Consider the following 21404-nt stretch of genomic DNA (forward strand, 5'->3'; position numbering starts at 1 on the left):
GGTGGAGAGCACTTTGACGAACAGACCGAAGACGACATATCGTCTTGCCCGATTCAAGTATCAAGTACTGGACCGACTCAGGAATCCCGTGTATGTGATCGGGATTCCTTCCCTTCTATTTCTAGCCTATATGATCATTTGGCCGGTCGTGAAGCTGCTGTCGACCACGTTCGTCTGGCGCACGCAAGATTTGCGCTTAACACCGGAGGCAAATCCCGGCCATTTTACGCTATATCACTGGGTTCGTGTGCTGGCCAGCGATATGAGCCCCTCCTTGTTTTACAAGCCGGTGCTGCATTCGCTTGGCGTCGGGATCGCTGTCTCGATTCTGTCCTTGCTGCTCGGTTGCCTGCTCGCCTGGTTCGCGACGCGCACGGATATGCCGCTCAAACGGACGATTTCGTTTCTCATCGTGATTCCGTATTTGCTGCCGAACTGGATTTTGTCGCGGGCATGGCTCATTTTCTTCAAAAATAAACTAATTGGCGGTACGCCGGGCATTCTGCAGTCCTTGTTCCACCTGTCCCCCCCGGACTGGATCTCGTACGGGTTTGTGCCTATCGTGCTAACGATTACTGTGCATGACAGCGTGTTTGTGTTTCTGATCGTCGGCAGCGCGCTCAGCTCGATGAACGGCCAGCTGGAGGAAGCGGCGAGCCTGACAGGTGCCGGAAGGTTTAGGGTGCTGCGGCGCATTGTGTTTCCGCTGGTCATGCCGGCAATGCTGTCGGCGTTTATTCTTATTTTTACTAAAGCGATCTCCTCCTACGGGGTCCCTGCCATGCTCGGGACGCCGGTTCATTTTGATATGATCTCGACGATGCTCTATTCCAGCATGCGATCCCGCCTCACGACCGAGGCGAACGTGCTCAGCCTGATTCTCATGGCGATCACCATGCTGACGATCTACCTGAATCAACGTGTCATCGGCCGGAGCCGCAGCTTCGTGACGGTCACCGGCAAAGCCGCCTCGCAAACACTCACTGCCTTGGGGCGGTTCCGCTGGCCTGTCGCAAGCGTTCTGACCGGACTGCTGGCCGTCGTTGCTGTCGTGCCGCTGCTCATCTTGTTGCTGCAGACATTCATGCTCAAAGAAGGTTCATACAGCCTGAGCAACTTGACCATGCATTACTGGTGGGGAGAGTCCGATCCGGCGATTAACACCGGGGAAAAAGGCGCCATGCGCAACGACATTTTCCTGCTCGCCCTGAAAAACTCGGTCACAATTGCCGGCATTTCATCCGTCCTTGCTGCAGTGGCGGGCCTATTTCTCGGCTACGTCGTAGCCCGGGGACGCAACGGCTGGCTCGGCCGCGCCGTCGATCAAGTCTCGTTCCTGCCGTATCTCATTCCCGGCATCTCTCTGGCAGCGATGTATATTACGATGTTCGCCAAGCCGACGCTTTTTATCCCGGCGCTTTATGGCACGATCGGCATTCTGGTCGTAATAACCGTGGTGAAGGAGCTGCCGTTTACACTCAAAGCGGGCAGCGCCGCCATTATGCAGATCAGTCCGGAGCTGGAGGAAGCCGCGCAGAGCAGTGGGGCGTCTTGGTTTACCCGGTTTCGCCGGATCTTGCTGCCGCTCACCCGCAAAAGCCTGGTCTCCGTCTTCCTCCTTGTCTTCATCGGGGCGATGAAGGAGATGGAGTTGATCATTTTGTTGGTAACGCCGCGCACGGAAACACTCACCACGCTTACGTTTTACTATGCGGAAAAAGGGTATGAACAGCTGACTAACGTCGTGCTCATGATCATTATCGCGATCGTTATCTTGGTATATCTGCTCGCGGTACGGCTCGGCAAAGCAGATTTGACGCAAGGAATAGGAGGAAGTTCATGAATGCCATCGAAATCAACAATATCACGGTGTCTATTCGTCATAAGCAGGTGCTGCAAGGGATTGATTTAACGATCCCCAAAGGAGAGTTCATGACCTTTCTCGGACCTTCCGGCTGCGGCAAAACGACGCTGCTGCGCACGATTGCCGGCTTGCAGCGGGCTGAATCGGGCTCGCTTCGCATCGGCGGCAAAGAGGCGGCCAACGGCGAGACCGGGCTGCACGTGGAGGCTGCGCGCAGGGGCGTCAGCCTCGTGTTCCAAAGCTATGCGCTCTGGCCGCATATGACTGTGTTTGAGAACGTCGCCTTTGGCCTCCAAGTACAGAAGCTGCCGAAGGCCGAAATCAAGACGCGCGTGCAGAACGCTCTTGCCAAGATGCGCATCTCCGAGCTGGGGGATCGATATCCTGGCCAGCTGTCGGGCGGCCAGCAGCAGCGCGTCGCCATTGCCCGCGCGATTGTTACCGAGCCGGAGATTTTACTGCTTGACGAGCCGCTGTCCAATCTCGATGCGAAGCTGCGCATCGAAATGCGCGCGGAGCTGAAGCGGCTGCATCATGAGCTGCATACGACGATTGTCTATGTCACGCATGACCAGCAGGAAGCGATGACGATGTCGACGCAGGTCGCGGTATTTTTCGGCGGACGCATTGTGCAAGTGGATAAGCCGCGGAAGCTGTACGGACAGCCGCGTACGCTGGAGGTCGCGGAATTCATCGGGAATGCGGGCAATGGGATGAATTTTATCGAAGGAACGTTTGCGGGAGTTTCTGGAAAGACATGTCTGCAAACTGCAATCGGCACCTTCGGCATCGAGGGCTTGGCAGCCGGCGAAGGCGAGTTCGTCGTGACGGTGAAGCCGGAGGACATTCGTCTGTCCGACAAGAAGGAACCCGGCAGCCTGCAGGTTGAAGTCGAAGCGGTTTTCCCGTCTGGCGCGGAGACGCTTCTGCAGCTCCGGGTAGGCGAAGGGCAAACGCTCATGGCTCGTATGATGGGCGAGACTGACTACGAAGCCGGGAATAAGCTGTACGCCGCTTTGCGGCCGGAACGCATAAATGTGTACGAGAAGCGCACCGGAAAGCGGCTGGATGTCCCGATTATTTTTATACAACAATTGGAGGAACTACAGAATGAAAATCGATTTTCATATTCACGTTAAACTTTCCAAAAAAACGAACTTCAGCTTGGAGCACTTCTACAGCATGATTGATGAAGCGAAGGCAAACGGCTTGGACGCGATTACATTGACCGAGCATTTTAATACGCATCGATTTGAGGACGTATACGGGACGCTGGATGTGACTTTCCCTTGCAACAATCACTACTATAATATTGACGGCTTTAAAGTGTTCACGGGCATGGAGGTCGATGTGGCGGAAGGCGGCCATATTCTTGTCAGCGGACCGAAAGATAAGCTGTTGGAAGTGCGTGCAGCGCTGGAGAACCATACGACGGCTGAAAGCTTTATTCCACTTCAAAAGCTGTTCGAGCTCTGCGAGCCGCGCGGCATGATGGTTATCGGCGGACATCCGTTCCGGGCGTCGAATTCGCTTTATACAATCGACAAGGCTTTACTGAGCCGGTTTGACGCGTTCGACCTCAACGGCAAAGACCTGCACGAGATCGGCATTCAGGAAAATATCGCGAAGGTGCTGAATCTTGGCGACGAGCTCGGCGTGCCGGTGGTGGCGGGCAGCGATGCGCATCAAATGTTCCAGGTCGGTTGCGTGTATAATGAATTTAACGGACAGTTCGAAACCGTCGAGGAGCTGAAAAGGGCGATTCGCGACCGCGCCTACAAGCGGGTCATTTCGCCTTCGCTGAACCTTCAAGTACGGGCGGCGAACCTTGTAAAGAAGCTGCTGAAGAAAAAAACGGAGGTCGTTTAGTCCGCCAACTTTTTCAAGAATGGATGAGCTCGGGATGGATTTAAACTTTGCCAATCATAAATTATCGCGTGCCCACCAGCGAATCGCGGATTATATCAGCAAGCACGTGAATGAGATCCCGTACTTGGTGGAGGAAGACTTGGCGAAGGCATGCCAAGTGAGCATTTCGACGGTCTCCCGTTTTTGGGGGGAGATCGGGATGCGCAGCCTGAAGGACTTCCGCCAGCATGTCAAAGACGACATGCAGCAGTCGCCGGCCCGCAAGCTGCAGTCCGCATTCGACAAGTGGAGTCCGGACGCGGGGGCTGCGGCAGGCCTCCTCTCCGGCGCGGATTACCTGCAGCAGTCCGCAGAGCGGCTGGAGCAGGCTGAATTCGACCGCGCGGCGAGCCTGCTCAGCGCAGCCGGCACGGTACACATTTACGCGCCGGGGTCAGCGGAGTGCTTGGCGGCGCTGATGGATTTCCGGCTAACGCGCTTCGGCGTGCGCGTGAGCCGGCTGGAGCGCGGCGGGCATGAGCTGTTCGACAGCCTGCTGGCCGTCAAAGCATGCGATGTCATCGTCATCTTCGGCTTCGTGTCGGAATCGCCGGAAATGAAGGTGCTGTTCGATTTTGCCGCGTCGCGGGGCTGCCGGACGCTCTTGGTCACCGACTTGGCCGTCAGCCCGATGCGTAACAAAGCGGATATTGCGCTGTATACGGCGCGCGGCCAACTGTGGGAGTTTCACTCGATGATCGCGCCCATTGCAATGATCGAGGCGCTCATCGTCACCATCGGGAAGCTGCGCGAGCAGGAGGCCATGGCCGGCAGCGAAGAACTGCACCGCCTGCGCAAACAGTACGAGAAGTGGCTGCCTAAGCGGGTTTAAGGAGATCGGTGATACCTATGGACCGTTTGACTTGACAATGATGGAGTGTAGGCAGCAATTGGCTTGTTCCAAAGCAGTAAACAAACATGATTTCTGCTATAATGAGTAGTAAATTATGGGTTGGCAGAAGAGGTGATCGAGTGAGAATTTCGTTAAAACAAATGATCGTTATGTTTTCTATAGCAACTGTGCTTTCCGGTTGTGGTGCTACAAAAGAGGCTTCACATGGAAATACACATGCCAATGGTGATATTCAAGAGAAAACAAAATCAGCAGATGTTCTGCCTGCCTTCTTAAAATCGCAAAACGAGCAAATTCGTTTGGTGTATGAAGCAGCAGGGAAGGCAACGGAAATTTTGAAATGGATGCCATGTTACTGCGGGTGCGGTGATAGCGCCGGACATACCAGCAATATGAACTGTTTTATAAAGGAAGTAAATGCAGATGGTTCCGTTGTGTGGGACGACCATGGTACCCGTTGCGGAGTATGCTTGCAGATTGCCGCTCAGTCGATCAAAATGAAGCAGGAAGGTAAGACGTTAAAAGAAATTCGTGAAACAATCGATAATGCTTACAAAAAAGGTTATGCAAATCCGACAAAGACGCCAATGCCTGCTTAGAATAAGTTATACTCAATAATCAGGAAAAATGAATTGTAAAATGAACAAAGAAGTTAAGCGGCGTGGATCTGCTTAGCTTCTTTGCGTTGTGCGTCCGTGGTCGAAGTAAGGGGAAATTCCCCTGTAATTTGACTGCTGAAGCTTGTCCGAGCCATGTAGCCGGAAAACCTCCCTCTATTTACACCGCTTTCATGAGAATTCACTAAATCCGGTCACATTAATGGGAGGTTTTCCTTCTATATGTTCTGCGAGGTACTCCTTCGAGCAATTTAGATGGAGAATTTCCAGTTTGCTGCCTCCATGTCCCAAATCCATGAACATTTTTGTCATGCGAGCAAGCAATAACCCCAAAAATATCAATGAAAAGGGATCTCTCACTAGTGTAAGATGAAATTGAAATAAATTCCAATTAAAGAAGTTAAAGATAGTTCATTTATCCCCGCACCATGATGCTCACTCTCCGCAAGTCAGTCAAGAACCGCACACACAAGTCAGTTTAATCCTTTACCTTGCAATTATTTAACAGTCTGTTTCTAATCGCCTAATTATTTTCTTGCGGTCAATTTTCAAAGTAACGATTGAAATTCGTATCAAGAAATGGGAGGAAGATGATGATGAAGCATTCTATCGTTGTTCCGGTCAATCAGGATTTTAACATTCTAACGTTATTTACAGAATCCCTTATGAAGAGCATTTGTCCTTCGACTCAAATTATTTTCATCAACGATGGTTCCGGCCAAAAGGTTCAAGACCTTCTGGAACGGTTGCAGCGGGAAGCGCCCGCCGGGGTAGCGGTCGAAATTATTCGTCATGAGTACCCAAGGGGGTGTGCGGTTTCAATTAACGAAGCGTTGTCCACCGTAGCTGGCGACTACATTTATTTCCTAGATTCCGATATTATTCTTAATCCGAAATTCCAAGAACAGATGGAGACAACGCTTAACAGCAGCCCTGCGATAGGGATGGCCGGAGGGGTGCTGCTCTACCCGCAGACGGGAGGCATTCAGCACTGTGGCATTACATTTGCGGATACGATCGGACGGCATTTGTTCTTGAATGCGACGTTGGAAGATATTCCGCAGGAAATATTCAACGTACAGATGGTTGTATTTGCGATGTTCGCGATGAAGCGAGAAGTTTTCGAGAAAGTTGGTTATCTGGACGAAAAATTTTTCAACGGTTATGAAGATTTCGATTACCAGATGAGGGCGAAGGCGGCCGGTTATTCCACCGTGATTAATCCTGAGATTCGCGCTTATCACTGGGAAAGAAGCAGCGGCATTCATCGAAGTTTCAATCGCAAGAACAACTTGGCGAGATTTTGGAAAAAGTGGGGAAATGACATCCAAAGCGATATCTGGGACTTTACGTTTGCCAATTTGAAAAGCCGGCTTTCCTCCAGCAAATTAAAACAGGGATTGACCTTTACCGGAATTGACTTGGCAGAGGTGCGCAGCGATGCGGATGCGTTCTGGGATCATCTGCGCAAATCGGGGCTGGTCTCATTGACGGATGTGTACGATTATTCAAGCCGCTTTCAGTCCAATGGCGCGATCTGGCTCCCGCAAGTGTTGGGCAAGGAGTTGATTCATTCTTCGTCAAGACTGTTGTTTCTGGTGGACAATTTCACTCGTTTGCTCGACAACCGGTATTGGATTGAGATACGCCGCAATGTCTCGTCTGAGGATCTGATCATTGATTTATACGGCAATGTAGTTATGATCAACCAAATCTATGAAAGCTGCTGGCCAGGGACGAAGGTTCGATAGTCAGGGGGTGAATGATGAGAGAGACCGCACAAGAGTTGAATTTTACGAAGAGTCTGGAATGGCTGGAAGAAGCTTCTGCTATTATTCCCGGAGGCTGCAGCACGCTTGCCAAAAGTCCTGATCGGTTGTTTCCGGGTTATACGGCAATAAGCTGTATGGAAGCGAAGGGTTCGCGATTTACGGATCTGGATGGTCATGTATGGTTGGATTGCGAGATGGCAATGGGGACGGTGTCCTGGGGGCATGCCCGGGAAGAAGTTAATGATGCAATTATTAGGCAGTTGGCCAAAGGAACGAGCTTCTCGACGGCATCAGATTTGGAGCTGGAAGCGGCGAAGAGGTTGTTGAAGCGATTTGGGGGGCGCTACAAGTCGTTGAAGTTTGCGAAAGGAGGAGCAGACGTCGTCAGCGCCGCAGTACGTGCTGCCAGAGCCTATAGCGGCAAGTCAAAGGCTATTGCAACGGCCTATCATGGTTGGCACGATTGGTCGGCATTTGGATATTACGGACAAAACGCCGCAGCGCTGGGCATACCGGTTTCGATTCGAGGCACGACAAATTGGGTGGACAGCGGCGCAGACGCCATCATGGATGTACTGGCTTCGGAGGCCGATGATATTGCCTGTGTCGTGCTCTGTCCGAACGAGTGGGAGAAGGAAGACCTGCGTAAGGTTGTAACTGACTGTCGTCATCGGAAGGTAACCGTTATCTTCGATGAAGTCACTTCTGGCATACGAATGGGGAAACAGGCAACGGCAGGCGAATACGATATTTGGCCTGACATTCTCTGCCTGTCCAAAGGAATGGCAAACGGGCTGCCTCTAGCTGTCATTATGGGCGGCGACCCGTGGATGCCGCTGCTTTCAGACGTAAAGTTCAGCTCTGCCCATGCCAGCGAAGCGATTGCTTTTGCCGCACTTATCGCTTGCGAGCAATTGATGGAGCAAGCCCCGGACTGGCCGAGCTGGCGAGACAACACAGCTTGCATGATCAGGCGGCTGAAAGAGCTGATCGTGTCGCTCGGATTGCATGATCTCGAGCTGCAAGGGACTTACGCAAGCTTTTGTATACGTCAGCCCAACGCTCCACATTTTTACCAGGATCCGTTTCGCGAGTTTTTGGTCAAGCGTCTGGCGGCAGATGGGATTTTCAGCAAAGGTTATTTCGTGTTTTCCGACTGCCATACGAAAGACGATCTGGATCGCGTCCAGCTGTCGATTGAGTCTGCATTGCGATTATGGAGCGAAGGGAACGTAGCTCTAACGAATGATCAAAGGAGGCACGAAGGATGAAGGCACTGGTATACACAGCTCCCAAAACCGTAGAGCTGATCGAGATGGATCAGCCAGTCATTCAATCAGCGACACAGGTGAAAGTAAAGATTTACGGTTCAGGCATTTGCGGTACGGATTTAAACGTAATCAAGGGGAAGATTTTCGCGAATGCAGGAACGGTTATCGGACATGAAGGTGTTGGCACGGTGGTTGAGGTAGGCGAAAGGGTGCGGAGCGTTCGCGTAGGCGACCGCGTGATCATTGATCCGACGCAAGCTTGCGGCGTGTGCCACTTCTGCCGATTGAGTCAATTCTGTTATTGTGAAAACTTCGAAGAGCATCAGGTAGGGATGACGATTCACGGCACTTTCGCTGAATACTATGTCGGAGAAGAGAAATACATGTACAAAATACCGGATACGATGAGCTGGGAAACGGCTATGCTGATCGAACCGCTCGGCTGTGTGCTCAATACGTTTCTTAAAGCCAATATCAAGCCCAGCGACGCGGTGCTCGTCCTCGGCTCCGGAGCGATCGGATCATTGTGCCAGCTTGTCAGCAAACGTCTGGGTCGTCTGACAGTCGGGACTGAGCCGGATGACTACCGCCGCAGCTTTGCAAGCGGGATTGCCGATCATGTGTTCCATCCTGCGGAGATGTCCGTTGAATCGGTCCTGGCTGTGAACCATCACCGCAAGTTTGATATCGTCGTTGATGCCGTGGGCAATCAACTGCATACGGCGCTTGCGTACATCGGAAAAGGCGGGCGGATCATCCCCATGGGCTACAACGAACAGTATGAGGTTTCCATTCGTCCTACGGATTTCATCAATAACGGGGTGAACGTGATCGGTCAAGTTGCCGTTCATCAAATTGTAGGCATGGCGCTTCAGTTCGCCCAAAGTATGCCTGAGCTGGAACGAATGATCACGTCCAGGGTGGCGTTGGAGCAATATGAGCAGGCCTTCAACGAAACGATGGGCTACCACATGCGTACGGGCGAACCGCGTCCCATGAGCTCCGTTAAAACAATTTTAGTATGTTAAGGTGAATCTATGAACTTTGCAAAGTTTCGCCAGCTCCCCGACAATCCGCGCTATTCCATTTGGCTGGAGCCGTTGTGGGCGATTCCTGGCACGATCGTTTTGTTCTACGCCCCCTTGTATATGAAGGGGGCAGGTTTGAGCGATATTCAGATCGGGATCCTCAACTCGGTTAATTTGTACTTCTCTTTCGTCTTTCAGATGTTTGCGGGAGCTGTTACGAACAAATGGGGCAGGAAACGGACGACACTTTTCTTTGACCTGATATCTTGGAGTATCCCGATGTTTATTTGGGCATTTTCAAACAATTTCTGGCTGTTCCTTATCGCGTACTTGCTGAACGCAAGCTCAAAATTCGTCACGGTCGCGTTCAACCTGCTGATCATAGAGGATGTGGATGAGAAGCAGCGGTCTCTTGTATTTGCCATTATGAATATGATTATCATATCGGCAGGCGTGCTGGCTCCTCTCGCGGGAGGAGTTATTCACAAATATGGCATTATGCCGACGATAAGTGTCGTTTATTTCATCGGCGGCATCAGTATGACGGTGCTGTTCGTCGTTCGGAATTACTTGACGAAAGAGACCGAGGCCGGCAAAGTGATGATTCAAACGCATAGCGATACCCATATCGTTCGCGGAGTTTTGCAAAGCTTCCGCTTATTCGGTCAATCGCTGCGCAATCGACAGATGCTGCCGATTATTCTGATAACGGTTATTTCGAATATCGTCCTGCAGCTGAACTTTTTTCAGGTTATTTATTTGAAGGAACAGCTTGGCTTCGGCGACAGGATGATCTCGTGGATCCCTTTCATTACGGCAGTAACGACGATACTTGTGTACAGCGCGGTCATGCCGCGATTGAAAGAACGAAATGAAGCATCGTATGTCAAGCTGTCGTTAGCCGTATGTACAGTTGGGGCGCTGCTGTTTCTGTCTATTCCCGCCGGCAGCTCGCTAATGCTCATTATTGTTACAACCGTGCTTGCTGCAGGAACTTTTCTGCTTTTAACGTTCAGGGACTCCCTGCTCATGAACAAACTTGGCCATTACGACAAAGCGGATTTATATTCCTCCATCCAGGTCGTTATGTCCATTGTAGCGATTCCATGGGGGTACATCTCGGGGCTCGTTTATAACTTCAAGCCTTCGTTGTTGTTCGTTATTATTTTTATCGGCTATGCCAGCTTATTCGCGTTGGCGTATCCCATAGGCAATGGGTCCGGCAAGCCTACTAAGCAATCATTAACGATGGGAGAAGAGAGATGATTCCAAATTTATTTGGGGAAGACACAAGAAAGAAGCTTGAATGGCTCAATCCGCCGGAACAATATCAGTTTACGGAGGATGGCAGACTGGCTGTTGAAGCTCCGTCCAAATCCGATTTTTTTCAAGATCCGGCAGGCAAACACTATGCCGATTCTGCGCCGTTCCTGTATTGGTCTGCGGGAGATTCCTTTGAACTAACGACCAGGCTGCGTGTCGATATGCGGCATATCTATGATTCCGGTTGTTTAATGATTATGGTGGACGAGCGGAACTGGGCCAAGCTGTGCTTTGAATTCAACGGTCAGCATGCGATTATTGTGTCTGTCGTTACGAGGGACGGCATATCCGACGATTGCAATTCGGAGCGTGTCGCCGTAGAGAATCCTTACTTGCGCATTATTAAGCAAAACGAATGTATAACTTTTTCCTATTCGCCGGACGGCGCTAATTGGACGCTCGTTCGATACTTCGGCATGCAGAACTCCGCGGAATGCCGGGCGGGAGTTGTGGCGCAGTCGCCGCAAGGAGCAGGCTGTCCGGTGGAGTTCGAATATTTGACGTATAAAGCGGCGCATACCGAAAGCCGCTTTTAAACGATGATAGAACGGGGGGGACATAATATGTTGAAAGCCGCTATATTTGATTTCGATGGCTTGCTGCTAGATACGGAAACACCGTGGTACCGTGTTTTCAAAGAAGTGTACGCCTCGTATGCCTTGGACCTGCCGCTGGCGCTATGGGCTCGCCATGTCGGCACTTCTTTTGAAACATTCAATCCTTACGAATATCTCAAAGAGCATGCGAAGGAGCCGATAGACCTTGAGCAAATAAAGTCTCTTTTGCAAATGAGATATGAGCTTCGCATGGAGAATGCCCAATTGAGACCAGGCGTGCTGAAGATTTTGCATAAGACGCGTGAATGCGGAATGAAGATCGCCGTTGCATCCAGCTCGACTCATGACTGGGTGAGCGGTTATTTGAAATCGTTCGGGATGTACTCGCTTTTCGATGAGGTGGTCACAGCGGACGATGTGAAGAAAGTGAAGCCGGACCCCGAGCTATACAAGCTGGCGATGCACAAATTAGGCGTGAACTCATTTGAAACGATCGCTTTTGAAGATTCGCCTAATGGGTTAAAGGCGGCCAATGCGGCAGGTATCCGCTGCATCATCGTACCCAATGAAGTTACGAAAGGCCTGGATTTCCCGCCTTATGAGAGAAGGCTTAATTCCCTGCTCGAATTTGATATCGATCAATTCTTGTTCGAAAACGGGTTGTCTGATCCGGCTTAAGCGCACGTATGTCACACACCTGGACGAATCATAACGCCGATTCTTCCGGGTTATTTTTTTCGACTCAACAAAATTTATCAATGGAAAGCACAAAAATTGTCATGTGAAAGCGTGTCCAATCTCTCTAGAATTAGGCTTACAAAAGAATGATCTAAGGGGTATACCTAGTCATTACTACATCATAGATCAAGGAATGAGGGTAGCACATGAGTAACATGATGCAAAAGAGAGTGCTTGTTTTTTCTTTTCTGGCGTTGCCGGTCGGATTACTGCTGTTGTTTCTGATTTACCCTACAGTGAAGCTGTTTGAATACAGTATGACTGATTGGAACGGGATCAGCAGGGAGCTTCATTTTGTAGGATTCGACAATTATTTGAAAGCGCTCAAAATGTCGCAAGTTTGGCAATCGCTTTCGAACAACTGGCTTTATTTTATCATCCATGCATTGCTGATTCCGTTTGAGATTTTATTAGCGGTTATGTTGAATGCCAAAATGAGAGCCAGTGAATTTTTCCGCTCTATCATTCTTTTGCCTTACATTATCAACGGCGTAGCTGTCGCTTACATTTTCAGCTATTTGTACAACCCGGTGAACGGTCCGATCAACGAGCTTTTAACAGCCGTCGGCTTGGAAAGTTGGATTCATAACTGGCTTAGCGATGTGAAAATTGTGAACTATTCGCTCGTTGCGATCTCGCTATGGCGATTTGCAGGTTTTCATATCATCCTATTCCTGGCCGGCGTTCAGTCCATTCCGAACGATTTGTATGAAGCCGCAACCATTGACGGAGCTAGTAAAATGCAGCAGGTTCGATATATCGTTCTGCCGGGCATTCGCCGTGTCATTGAAATTATTTTGTTCTTGAATATCCGGGGAGCCCTCCAAGTATTTGATATTCCTTTTCTCGTTACGCAAGGCGGTCCGGGAACTTCAAGCAGTACGTTTACGATTTTCACGATCAATACAGCATTTAAGTTCAATAGTTACGGTCTGGCATCGGCAATGGCTATTATTCTGATGGTGATGATCATCGCATTCAGTTTCATTCAAAACTTGTTGATCCGTGAGAAGGGAGAAAAATCATCATGAGCCTGTCCCAAACAGAAGTTGCCATCAAACCGAGCAAGCTGGAAAAGGCAGGAGTTCTCTCCTTCCTCGGTAAAACGCTTTATTACGTCATTCTAACGATCGTTACGTTAATTATTTTCGTGCCGCTGCTTGTCGTTGTTTTCGCAGCTTTCAAAACATCGCCGGAACTCGCGGCTACATCCCCATTTTCGCTGCCGAAGAGCTGGTCGTTCCACAATTTCGCTGTCGCATTCGAGAAAGCGAATATGCTGGTAGGACTCATTAACTCGCTTAGCGTTACGGTGTCCAGCGTAATCATTAATGCGATTCTCGGAGCTATGACAGCCTTCGTATTGAATCGATTTAATTTCCGCTTCAAGAAAACGATCTTTATTTTATTCATTGTGGCATCCGTCGTACCTGCGTACACCACGGAAGTAGCCCGTTTTCAGACCATTAAGTCATTAGGGTTGTATAACACGCTGTTCGCGCCGCTCATCATTTATGCCGGTACGGATTTAATGCAAATTTTCATTTACTTGCAGTTCATTGAGAAAATATCCAAGCAATTGGATGAAAGCGCGCTGCTGGATGGCGCCTCATATTTCCGGATTTTCCGTTCGATTCTTTTCCCGCTCTTGCTTCCGGCAACGGCTACCTTGGCGATTATTAAAGCCGTTGACATTATGAACGATATGTACATTCCTTATCTATACATGCCATCTAAGAAGCTAAGCACGCTATCAACCGCTTTGATGACGTTTGTAGGCGAGCGGGCGACCTATTGGAATGAGCTTTCAGCCGCTATTATTTTGGTCATGCTTCCAACCATTGTGATCTATTTAGTCTTGCGCAAATTTATTTTTGCCGGATTAATGGACGGAGCGATGAAAGAGTAGAGCGGTTCGATTATTCAAACTTGGGGGTAAATCCAATGATTAATGACAAACTGCCATACATTTATTATGGCGGCGATTATAATCCTGACCAATGGCCTGAAGAAGTGTGGCAAGAAGATATGAGACTGTTCAAATTGGCAGGCATTAACATCGTAACGCTGCCCGTTTTCAGTTGGGCGAAGCTGCAGCCCTCGGAGGACACTTACGATTTTGAATGGCTGGATAAAATCATTGACACAGTCTCTAAGGAAGGCATCTATCTGTGCTTGGCTACATCGACTGCGGCCCAGCCTGCCTGGATGTCGCGGCTGTATCCGGAAGTGCTTCCCGTCGATATCGACGGGAGGAAGCGAACGCACGGCTCCCGCGTCAACTTCTGTCCGAACAGCAGCGTTTACCGGATGTACGCTCAGCGTTTAGCGGCCAAAATGGCGGAGCGCTACGGGCATCACCCGTCATTGCTTGTTTGGCATATCGGCAACGAATACGGTCCGCATTGTTATTGCGATACTTGCGCTTCGGCGTTCCGAGCTTGGCTGCAAAATAAATACGGCACCCTTGAAGTCGTGAATCAGGTGTGGAATATGAGTTTCTGGTCTCATACCGTATATGAGTGGGACGATATCGTACCGCCTACGAATTTGAACGGAAACAATAAATGCTTCCAAGGTATCGCACTGGATTATAAGAGATTTATGTCAGATGCTATCCTGGCTTGTTACCAATGTGAGTATGACACGATTAAAGCGATCACGCCGGATATCAAAATCACATCGAATATATGGGGGCTATTCAACGGTTTGGATTTAAAGAAATGGGCCGAGCACATGGATGTTGTATCCTGGGACAGTTATCCTCAAATGAACGAGCCGATGAGCAATGTGGCGATGAGGCACGATTACATGAGAGGACTGAAGGACGGACAACCTTTCATGCTGATGGAGCAAACGCCAAGCCAGCAAAACTGGCAGCCCTACAATAGCCTCAAAAGGCCTGGCGTTATGCGTCTTTGGAGTTACCAAGCCATCGCTCACGGAGCGGATACGGTGATGTTTTTCCAATTGCGCCGTTCTGTCGGCGCATGCGAAAAGTACCACGGCGCTTTGATCGCTCACGCAGGCCATGAGCACACCAGGGTATTCAGAGAATGTACGCAGCTGGGACAAGAGCTGCTGTCGCTCGGAGATACGCTTCTCGATTCCGTAACAGAGTCCAAAGTAGCGCTGCTTTTTGATATTGATACTTGGAATGCCGTGGAAATGACCAGCGGCCCCAACGTTGATCTCGATTATCTCAAGCAAGCCCAGAAATACTACAAAGCGTTCTACGATCTCAACGTTAGTATAGATGTCATTAGCCCGCTTAGTGATTTTTCCAAGTATGAGTTAATCATCGCACCTGTCATGTATATGATGAAACCCGGCGTGAGCGAACGACTGAAGTCGTTTGTGAAGCAAGGGGGGACGTTCGTCACTTCGTTCTTCAGCGGGATTGTGAATGAGAACGATCTTGTGACGCTTGGCGGCTATCCGGGCGAGCTGCGCGATCTGCTAGGCATTTGGGTTGAGGAAATAGATTCGCTACAGCCGGAAATGACCAATGCCATTATCATGCAGGATTCGTTCGGAAAACTCCACGGCGAATATGAATGCGGACTATTATGCGATTTGCTTCACCTGGAGGGAGCAGAGGCGCTCGGCGTCTATGGACGCGATTTTTACGCGGGCATGCCCGCGGTCACCCTGAATAAATTCGGGCAAGGGGAAGCGTATTATGTGGCGACAGACCCTGATTCGAGATTTTTGGAGGCGTTCGGTCAAACGCTGTGTGAGCGACTGAATTTGATTCCAGCTCATCGGGCTCCTTACGGGGTCGAAATCAGGAGCAGACAGAAGGGCGGCAAAACGTACACCTTTGTCTTGAATCATAATGCTTACGAATCAGCGATTCTATTAGATGAGGGACCCTATGAGGACTTATTGTCTAAACGAGTCTACGAACGTACATTGGTGCTGGAGCCGCATGGGGTAGCGATTTTAGAAGTTTTGGACAAGGAATAAGCAGAACGATTAGGCAGCAATCTTTGGGGGAAGGCAGAGATGCCTTCTCTCGTCATAAACACCCGTGGCACGCATGGATGGTATGTTTTGGCTGATTGACGAAGTCAAATTTTAATTTTACAATGGCGGTAGATTATGTCGAATCTTGCAAAATAACGAGCTTCATTTGATGAAAGCGCAACTACTTTGTCACAAATTCCCTTGTGCCCCAGTTTCTGCTTCAGATAGGCGAATGTAGCATCTCATTATGAGAGTGGGGGACATTACAATGAGGATTTTCCAAAAAAGATGGCCAATTACTTCGATTTTGTACGGCATGTTCTTTTTTGTCATTGTTATGCCTATTGTGTTGGTTGCTTCCTTGTCATTGAGAGCTTATACAGATATTTTGCTGGCTAACATCACCTCGCGCACGATGCAAACCTTGGAGCAAGTCTCTTATTCCATCGATCAGGAAAAAAGCAGATATATAAGAACCATTGCCGCCATTGCCACGGATAACAATTTGATATCCCTTGCCACTTCCTTTCACCGCAGCACAGAATCCAAAGACCTATTCTACAACTCTTTCCAACTGGAAAATCAATTGAAAAATTATTTACACGATATGCCTGACGTCGTTTCGGCGATGTTCGTCTACCGCAACGGGGGCGCCTACTTTTTCGAGGGAACGCATTTTCATAACATTGACACACGGATCAACGAAGAGTTATTAAAGCGAACGCCTCTTTACCAGAAAGCCCTGCAGAATCAAGGACGGGTACTTTTGTTTGGTTCCGAAGAGAATGTGTTGATCGAATCGAATGATAAATTTATTTTATCCGCCGCGATAGCTCCTCAGTCTGAAAGGTCATTCAGCGATGTAGAGATGATCTATTTTGTCATACAAGCCAAATCTTTCGAGAACCTGGCGGAGTCTACTTCCAACCAAATCGGAAGCTTCATTATTCTGGACGGAAACGGAAGCATTATGCTTGACACCAGCAAAGATAAAAATAAAAACATCGAAAAACAAACTATCCAGCAAGTCCAGGATAAGAGAGACGGCAACTTTAAAACGAACGTTAACGGTGAGGAGATGTTTGTTACCTTTCTCACCATGGATCGAACGGATTGGAAAATCGTCTACATGACGGATTACGATCAGATGACGGCCGAGGTCAGACAAATTTATAGGTTCATTATGAACGTATCGGCGGCAGGGCTGGTCCTATTTTTAGTTGTGTCCTTCTTCCTTGTAAGAAGCATCGTCGGTCCTATCAAATCTTTAATCTATCAAATGAATAAGATGAAAAGCGGTTCTTTGCATGTGGATCTGGAACTTTCCGGCCCTCTTGAGGTGTATTCCTTAGGAAAAACGTTTCAAAGCATGATTGTACGCATTAAGGAGCTTATCGTCGAGAAGCAGGAACAAGAAAAGCTAAAAAACCGTGCGGAAATCGATGCGCTGCAATCTCAAATTAATCCTCATTTTTTGGTGAACACGCTAAATGCGATCAAAATCATGGCGATGCTGTCGAAAGCCACCAATCTGGTTGAAATGACGGATTCTCTCATCAAATTGCTATCTTCAACGTTTCATCGCGGCGGATCTTACCTCCAGGTTTTCGATGAAATGCAGAGCTTAGAGAAATATATTCACATTATGAAAGTCCGGTATGGCGACCGGTTTAAAGTGGAGTATGCTTTTGAGGAAAATGTTATGAATGCTTATATTCTCAAGCTGCTCTTGCAGCCAATTTTGGAAAATGCGATTATTCACGGATTTTATGCGAAAGAATCGATGGGGATTATCAGAATTAAAGGTGAGAAACAAGAGGATCAACTCATTATTACGATTACGGACAATGGCAAAGGCATGGAACAGCGGACGATGGAAGCTTTGCTGCAGGAGAACAAAGTGGAGTCGTTATGCGGGATAGGCATTGCCAATGTCAACGATCGAATTCGCTTAAATTACGGAGAGGCTTACGGGTTGGAAATTCATAGCGAACCGGGGATCGGTACGGAAGTCACTGTGACATTGCCGTTTCTCCCGATTAATCCTGATAAGCATACGATCTAATTTTTATAGAGAAATAGACAGGGGGTCATATTCTATGAAATTTTGCTTATACGATACCAAATATGACCGGGTCATTCTGATTGAAAAAGACTTTGTGACAGCTGTATCGTTGAAGGACAAATTCGGGCTGTCTGTCGATATCGCGGTCCTTCCGATTATGTCCAAGAAAGAGTATTTGTCTTTTCCCATATCGTTTCGCGGAGAAGTTAGCGGCCGTTCCTATTTGCTGTATGAAGTTCCGGGCATTATCGAGCCCAAATTTGATCAAGTGATTGTTCAGGATTAGAACGATGATCGGCTTGTAGCTGAATGGAGATGAGTAAATGTTTAGAGTTATGATCGTCGACGATGAGCCGCTTGTAAGACTAGCCATGGGTGCGATTATTCCGTGGGGAGATCTGGGATGCGAGGTAGTAGCCGAAGCAGCGGATGGTCATGAAGCATGGGAGCGGATATCGATTCATCAGGACATTGATTTAATGATCGTCGATATGAGCATGCCGATTATGGATGCCAATACGCTGTTATCCAAGCTGCAAGAAGCCAATCTGACGAACTCGCCGCTTAGTATTGTTTTAAGTGCCTACTCAGATTTTAATTTTGTGCGCAAAGCATTTCTGCTAGGTGCCGTAGATTACATCATGAAAGCGGACCTCGATCCCAAACATATCGTTCCGGTCATTGAAAAAGCCATTAAGCAGTTGAAAGAAAGAACGGATTCCTCCCTAACCTTGCAAAAAATGAATCACGATGCGGATATGAAGCAGCGCGAGGCGTGGTTCCGAGGCTTGCTGTGCGATAAAGATTATATGTATAGTCTTAACTTGACCCAGGACGATTCTTTTCAGAAATGGGTTGCCCAGTATGCGAATTATCAGCATGTCATTATAACGCTGCTCCCGGATAGACGGTCTCCTGAAGCAAGCAAGACGGCGCATCCCGATCCCGAACATCATGATCATCTCGTCAAAATCATCAAGCAAGGGATGGAAATCGTCAAGCTTCCCTATGAATTCGTGCAAACGCAAGAAGATGAGTATTCGCTTATGCTGTGCGTGGAATCTTCGACCAGTTATTTGAATTTACGCGGGCGCGTGATGGAGCTGCTGGATTCTTTGCGCAATACGATTAAAAACTTTTTGAATGTCTCGCTGTCTGTCGGCGTGTCGGAGTCGTGCGCAGACTGGAAATCCTGGCATTTGAGGTATATTCAAGCCAGAGGCTTGGCTAGTATGAGGTTCTCCGAAGGACCCGGAAGAGTCTATTATCCGGAAACAGTGATTGTAACGGAGCGACAACTGAGTATACCGTGGGATTATTCCGTGATGATGTTTCATATGGAAAAGGGGGACAACCAGTGGCAGCAGCAATTATCCGCAGGATTAACGCATTTGAGTGAAATGCCGAATGTGACCTTGGAAAGCTCACTCCCGATTTATGAAGAGCTGATTTGGAATATCGGCGCATTGCTGCATACCAAAGGAATGAACTGGACCCATGTGATTGAAACGCGGCGCAGACCCTATGAGATCGTGGAGCAATTTAATTTCAGGGAGGATTTACACGAGTGGATTGAAAAGCTTGTTTTCCGCCTCGCCGATTTGCTGCATCCCGATAAATTTCGCGAGGAGAATCCGCAGCGGCTCGTTGAAAGAGTCAAACGTTACGTAGAGAAAAATTATTGCAATGCCATTACATTGGGTCAGGTTAGTGAATGGGCGCAAGTGACCGAGAGTCATTTAAGCAAACAATTTGTCAAAGAAACGGGTGAGCATTTTATTGAATATGTGACAAAGCTGCGGATTAATGAAGCTACCAGGCTGATCGAAACGGACATGAAAATGTACGAAATCGGCGTCAGGGTAGGGTATGAAAACCCGGAACATTTCAGCCGCGTTTTTAAAAAATACAGAGGAATGAGCCCTCAGAAATACCGGGACAATTATTCCAAGAAAAAAGATTAACCCCAAAATATATCAAGCGAATCACCAAATATATCAATGAAAGCGTATTCTGTATTTTTGTAAGATAAGGGTGTAAATAACAAGCTACGTATTCCTGAGGGGGTTAAGAAAGACCATGAAGAAGAGATTAGTAACATCTGTACTTTCAATTGCCTTGACGTTTGGATTAGCAGGCTGTAGCACCAATACGGCAACAACGGGGAACAGTTCTTCGCCAGCGCCTACTGCAGCAAGCGGCGCGAAAGAGAATGCGGTTACATTGAAACTCGCGATGTGGGATAGCGACAGCGAATTCCTCGATAGCTGGACTAAGAAGGTTAAAGAGTTTTCAAACGTAATGCCGAACGTGAAAATGGAAGTCGAAACGTTCAAAAGCGACGGCGATTATTTGCAAGCGATGAAAGTAAGGCTAGCCGCTAACGAGCTTCCGGACATTATCGAGCTGAAGCCTAATTTCATCAACGATTTCAAAGCGGAGCTTCTGCCGCTGGATGGTCTGAGCGTAACGGCTAAGAATACGAAGGCCAAGCAATTCGCAGTAGATGGTAAAGTGCTTGCCTTGCCTGTTATCTCCTTCCCTGAGCTTGTGTACTATCATCCGAGTGTATTCAAAGAATTGGGCTTAAGCGTTCCGACAACGTGGGAGCAATTTGTAAGCGTATTAACGGAGATCAAAAAGAGCGGCAAATATCAGCCTTATGCGATGGGCGGCAAGGATTCCTGGCCGAACTATCCGTTCAACGAATTTATGCCGCTGCTGGTATCCGGCGATGAGAACTATTACGACAAAATTGCTGGTCAAGACAAACCATTTGATAAAGGCACGCCATTCTACAAAGCTTACACGGATATTCAAACGCTGTATGATGCAAAAGTCATGGGCGCTGATCCGCTTGGCTTGAGCAATGACCAGGCAACGGGATTGTTTGAAGCGAAGAAAGCAGCAGTGATTGCCGCAGGACTTTGGTACTTGCCGCAGTACAAAACGAAAGTCGGAAACATTGACGATCTGGCGGCATTCCCGCTGCCTACCCGCCACTCGGAGTCGGAGCCGCTGAAAGTAATGACGTTCACGGATAACTTCTTCGGTATTAACAACAAATCCAAAAACGTAGAAGCAGCGAAGAAATTCCAAGAGTGGATGTTCTCCTCGGATGCGTATACCTTCTATGTGAACAAGAAGCAAGCAAACTCCGTCATGGAGGGCGTTAAAGCAGACGTTCCGTTCTTGACCGAATTCTACAAAGCAAACAAAGTGGAAGAGTTCAACTATCGTCCAGGCGGCGAGAACTTTAACAAATACGTCAACGCCATCCAATTGGATTGGAAAAAGCTTGGTCAAGAAATGATGGGCGGAACGCAGCTGGATAAGATCGCTAACGATCTGAATGACAAATGGTCGAAAGCAAAATCTGGCAAGTAAGGTTTAAGGCGTGAAAATAGGAGCGGGATGCTCGTCATCCCCTCTCCTCATC

18 protein-coding genes are annotated in these 21404 nt (G+C 48.5%); all 18 read left to right on the plus strand.

Features of this window, described 5'->3' with window-relative positions; translation table 11 throughout:
* Positions 1–13: 13 nt before the first annotated feature.
* The 18 genes from AC3WRW_RS07285 (at position 14) to AC3WRW_RS07370 (ending at position 21352) form a co-directional block, all read left to right on the plus strand.
* On the plus strand, positions 14–1843 hold the full coding sequence (locus AC3WRW_RS07285; RefSeq protein ID WP_492545677.1) for an ABC transporter permease: 1830 nt from the start codon (positions 14–16) through the stop codon (positions 1841–1843).
* On the plus strand, positions 1840–3003 hold the full coding sequence (locus tag AC3WRW_RS07290) for an ABC transporter ATP-binding protein (RefSeq protein ID WP_492545678.1): 1164 nt from the start codon (positions 1840–1842) through the stop codon (positions 3001–3003). Before AC3WRW_RS07285 ends, AC3WRW_RS07290 begins: the two co-directional genes overlap by 4 nt.
* The gene (locus AC3WRW_RS07295; protein WP_492545679.1) at positions 2975–3733 is read left to right on the plus strand and encodes a PHP-associated domain-containing protein; all 759 of its coding nucleotides are present in this window, start codon (positions 2975–2977) and stop codon (positions 3731–3733) included. The genes AC3WRW_RS07290 and AC3WRW_RS07295 overlap by 29 nt, the downstream gene beginning before the upstream one ends.
* A gap of 19 nt (positions 3734–3752) precedes the next feature.
* Positions 3753–4604 (plus strand): MurR/RpiR family transcriptional regulator, encoded by an 852-nt coding sequence (locus tag AC3WRW_RS07300; RefSeq protein WP_492545680.1) that lies wholly within the window; start codon positions 3753–3755, stop codon positions 4602–4604.
* A gap of 161 nt (positions 4605–4765) precedes the next feature.
* A complete protein-coding gene (locus tag AC3WRW_RS07305; protein ID WP_492545732.1) occupies positions 4766–5224 on the plus strand; it encodes a PCYCGC motif-containing (lipo)protein in 459 nt (152 codons plus the stop codon).
* A gap of 611 nt (positions 5225–5835) precedes the next feature.
* On the plus strand, positions 5836–6993 hold the full coding sequence (locus AC3WRW_RS07310) for a glycosyltransferase family 2 protein (RefSeq protein ID WP_492545681.1): 1158 nt from the start codon (positions 5836–5838) through the stop codon (positions 6991–6993).
* Between the two features lie 14 nt (positions 6994–7007).
* The gene (locus tag AC3WRW_RS07315; protein WP_492545682.1) at positions 7008–8285 is read left to right on the plus strand and encodes an aminotransferase class III-fold pyridoxal phosphate-dependent enzyme; all 1278 of its coding nucleotides are present in this window, start codon (positions 7008–7010) and stop codon (positions 8283–8285) included.
* A complete protein-coding gene (locus AC3WRW_RS07320) occupies positions 8282–9313 on the plus strand; it encodes a zinc-dependent alcohol dehydrogenase (RefSeq protein WP_492545683.1) in 1032 nt (343 codons plus the stop codon). The genes AC3WRW_RS07315 and AC3WRW_RS07320 overlap by 4 nt, the downstream gene beginning before the upstream one ends.
* Positions 9314–9322: 9 nt before the next feature.
* Positions 9323–10579 carry an MFS transporter gene (locus AC3WRW_RS07325; RefSeq protein ID WP_492545684.1) on the plus strand — a complete coding sequence of 419 codons (1257 nt, stop codon included), beginning with the start codon at positions 9323–9325 and terminating at the stop codon, positions 10577–10579.
* Positions 10576–11172, plus strand: a complete 597-nt coding sequence (locus tag AC3WRW_RS07330) for a DUF1349 domain-containing protein (protein ID WP_492545685.1) — start codon at positions 10576–10578, stop codon at positions 11170–11172. Before AC3WRW_RS07325 ends, AC3WRW_RS07330 begins: the two co-directional genes overlap by 4 nt.
* A gap of 27 nt (positions 11173–11199) precedes the next feature.
* Complete coding sequence (locus AC3WRW_RS07335) at positions 11200–11871, plus strand: HAD family hydrolase (RefSeq protein ID WP_492545686.1); 672 nt, start codon at positions 11200–11202, stop codon at positions 11869–11871.
* A gap of 206 nt (positions 11872–12077) precedes the next feature.
* Positions 12078–12962: a carbohydrate ABC transporter permease gene (locus tag AC3WRW_RS07340; protein WP_492545687.1), complete on the plus strand. Its 885-nt coding sequence runs from the start codon at positions 12078–12080 to the stop codon at positions 12960–12962.
* The gene (locus tag AC3WRW_RS07345; protein WP_492545688.1) at positions 12959–13840 is read left to right on the plus strand and encodes a carbohydrate ABC transporter permease; all 882 of its coding nucleotides are present in this window, start codon (positions 12959–12961) and stop codon (positions 13838–13840) included. The genes AC3WRW_RS07340 and AC3WRW_RS07345 overlap by 4 nt, the downstream gene beginning before the upstream one ends.
* Positions 13841–13875: 35 nt before the next feature.
* Positions 13876–15900: a beta-galactosidase gene (locus tag AC3WRW_RS07350; RefSeq protein ID WP_492545689.1), complete on the plus strand. Its 2025-nt coding sequence runs from the start codon at positions 13876–13878 to the stop codon at positions 15898–15900.
* A gap of 268 nt (positions 15901–16168) precedes the next feature.
* The gene (locus AC3WRW_RS07355; RefSeq protein WP_492545690.1) at positions 16169–17965 is read left to right on the plus strand and encodes a sensor histidine kinase; all 1797 of its coding nucleotides are present in this window, start codon (positions 16169–16171) and stop codon (positions 17963–17965) included.
* 34 nt (positions 17966–17999) lie between these two features.
* Positions 18000–18251, plus strand: coding sequence for a hypothetical protein (locus tag AC3WRW_RS07360; RefSeq protein WP_492545691.1), 252 nt, complete (start codon positions 18000–18002; stop codon positions 18249–18251).
* A gap of 37 nt (positions 18252–18288) precedes the next feature.
* Positions 18289–19929, plus strand: coding sequence for a response regulator transcription factor (locus AC3WRW_RS07365; RefSeq protein ID WP_492545692.1), 1641 nt, complete (start codon positions 18289–18291; stop codon positions 19927–19929).
* A 115-nt stretch (positions 19930–20044) separates the two neighbouring features.
* Positions 20045–21352: an ABC transporter substrate-binding protein gene (locus tag AC3WRW_RS07370; RefSeq protein WP_492545693.1), complete on the plus strand. Its 1308-nt coding sequence runs from the start codon at positions 20045–20047 to the stop codon at positions 21350–21352.
* Positions 21353–21404: the final 52 nt, after the last annotated feature.

This window comes from Paenibacillus sp. FW126-R14, assembly GCF_058789495.1.

Bases quoted from the DNA above. Each gene is read 5' to 3' on its own strand.
- AC3WRW_RS07290 (WP_492545678.1), top strand. From the start codon at position 1,840: ATGAATGCCATCGAAATCAACAATATCACGGTGTCTATTCGTCATAAG.
- AC3WRW_RS07295 (WP_492545679.1), top strand. From the start codon at position 2,975: ATGAAAATCGATTTTCATATTCACGTTAAACTTTCCAAAAAAACGAAC.
- AC3WRW_RS07300 (WP_492545680.1), top strand. From the start codon at position 3,753: ATGGATGAGCTCGGGATGGATTTAAACTTTGCCAATCATAAATTATCG.
- AC3WRW_RS07305 (WP_492545732.1), top strand. From the start codon at position 4,766: ATGATCGTTATGTTTTCTATAGCAACTGTGCTTTCCGGTTGTGGTGCT.
- AC3WRW_RS07310 (WP_492545681.1), top strand. From the start codon at position 5,836: ATGATGAAGCATTCTATCGTTGTTCCGGTCAATCAGGATTTTAACATT.
- AC3WRW_RS07315 (WP_492545682.1), top strand. From the start codon at position 7,008: ATGAGAGAGACCGCACAAGAGTTGAATTTTACGAAGAGTCTGGAATGG.
- AC3WRW_RS07320 (WP_492545683.1), top strand. From the start codon at position 8,282: ATGAAGGCACTGGTATACACAGCTCCCAAAACCGTAGAGCTGATCGAG.
- AC3WRW_RS07325 (WP_492545684.1), top strand. From the start codon at position 9,323: ATGAACTTTGCAAAGTTTCGCCAGCTCCCCGACAATCCGCGCTATTCC.
- AC3WRW_RS07330 (WP_492545685.1), top strand. From the start codon at position 10,576: ATGATTCCAAATTTATTTGGGGAAGACACAAGAAAGAAGCTTGAATGG.
- AC3WRW_RS07335 (WP_492545686.1), top strand. From the start codon at position 11,200: ATGTTGAAAGCCGCTATATTTGATTTCGATGGCTTGCTGCTAGATACG.
- AC3WRW_RS07340 (WP_492545687.1), top strand. From the start codon at position 12,078: ATGAGTAACATGATGCAAAAGAGAGTGCTTGTTTTTTCTTTTCTGGCG.
- AC3WRW_RS07345 (WP_492545688.1), top strand. From the start codon at position 12,959: ATGAGCCTGTCCCAAACAGAAGTTGCCATCAAACCGAGCAAGCTGGAA.
- AC3WRW_RS07350 (WP_492545689.1), top strand. From the start codon at position 13,876: ATGATTAATGACAAACTGCCATACATTTATTATGGCGGCGATTATAAT.
- AC3WRW_RS07355 (WP_492545690.1), top strand. From the start codon at position 16,169: ATGAGGATTTTCCAAAAAAGATGGCCAATTACTTCGATTTTGTACGGC.
- AC3WRW_RS07360 (WP_492545691.1), top strand. From the start codon at position 18,000: ATGAAATTTTGCTTATACGATACCAAATATGACCGGGTCATTCTGATT.
- AC3WRW_RS07365 (WP_492545692.1), top strand. From the start codon at position 18,289: ATGTTTAGAGTTATGATCGTCGACGATGAGCCGCTTGTAAGACTAGCC.
- AC3WRW_RS07370 (WP_492545693.1), top strand. From the start codon at position 20,045: ATGAAGAAGAGATTAGTAACATCTGTACTTTCAATTGCCTTGACGTTT.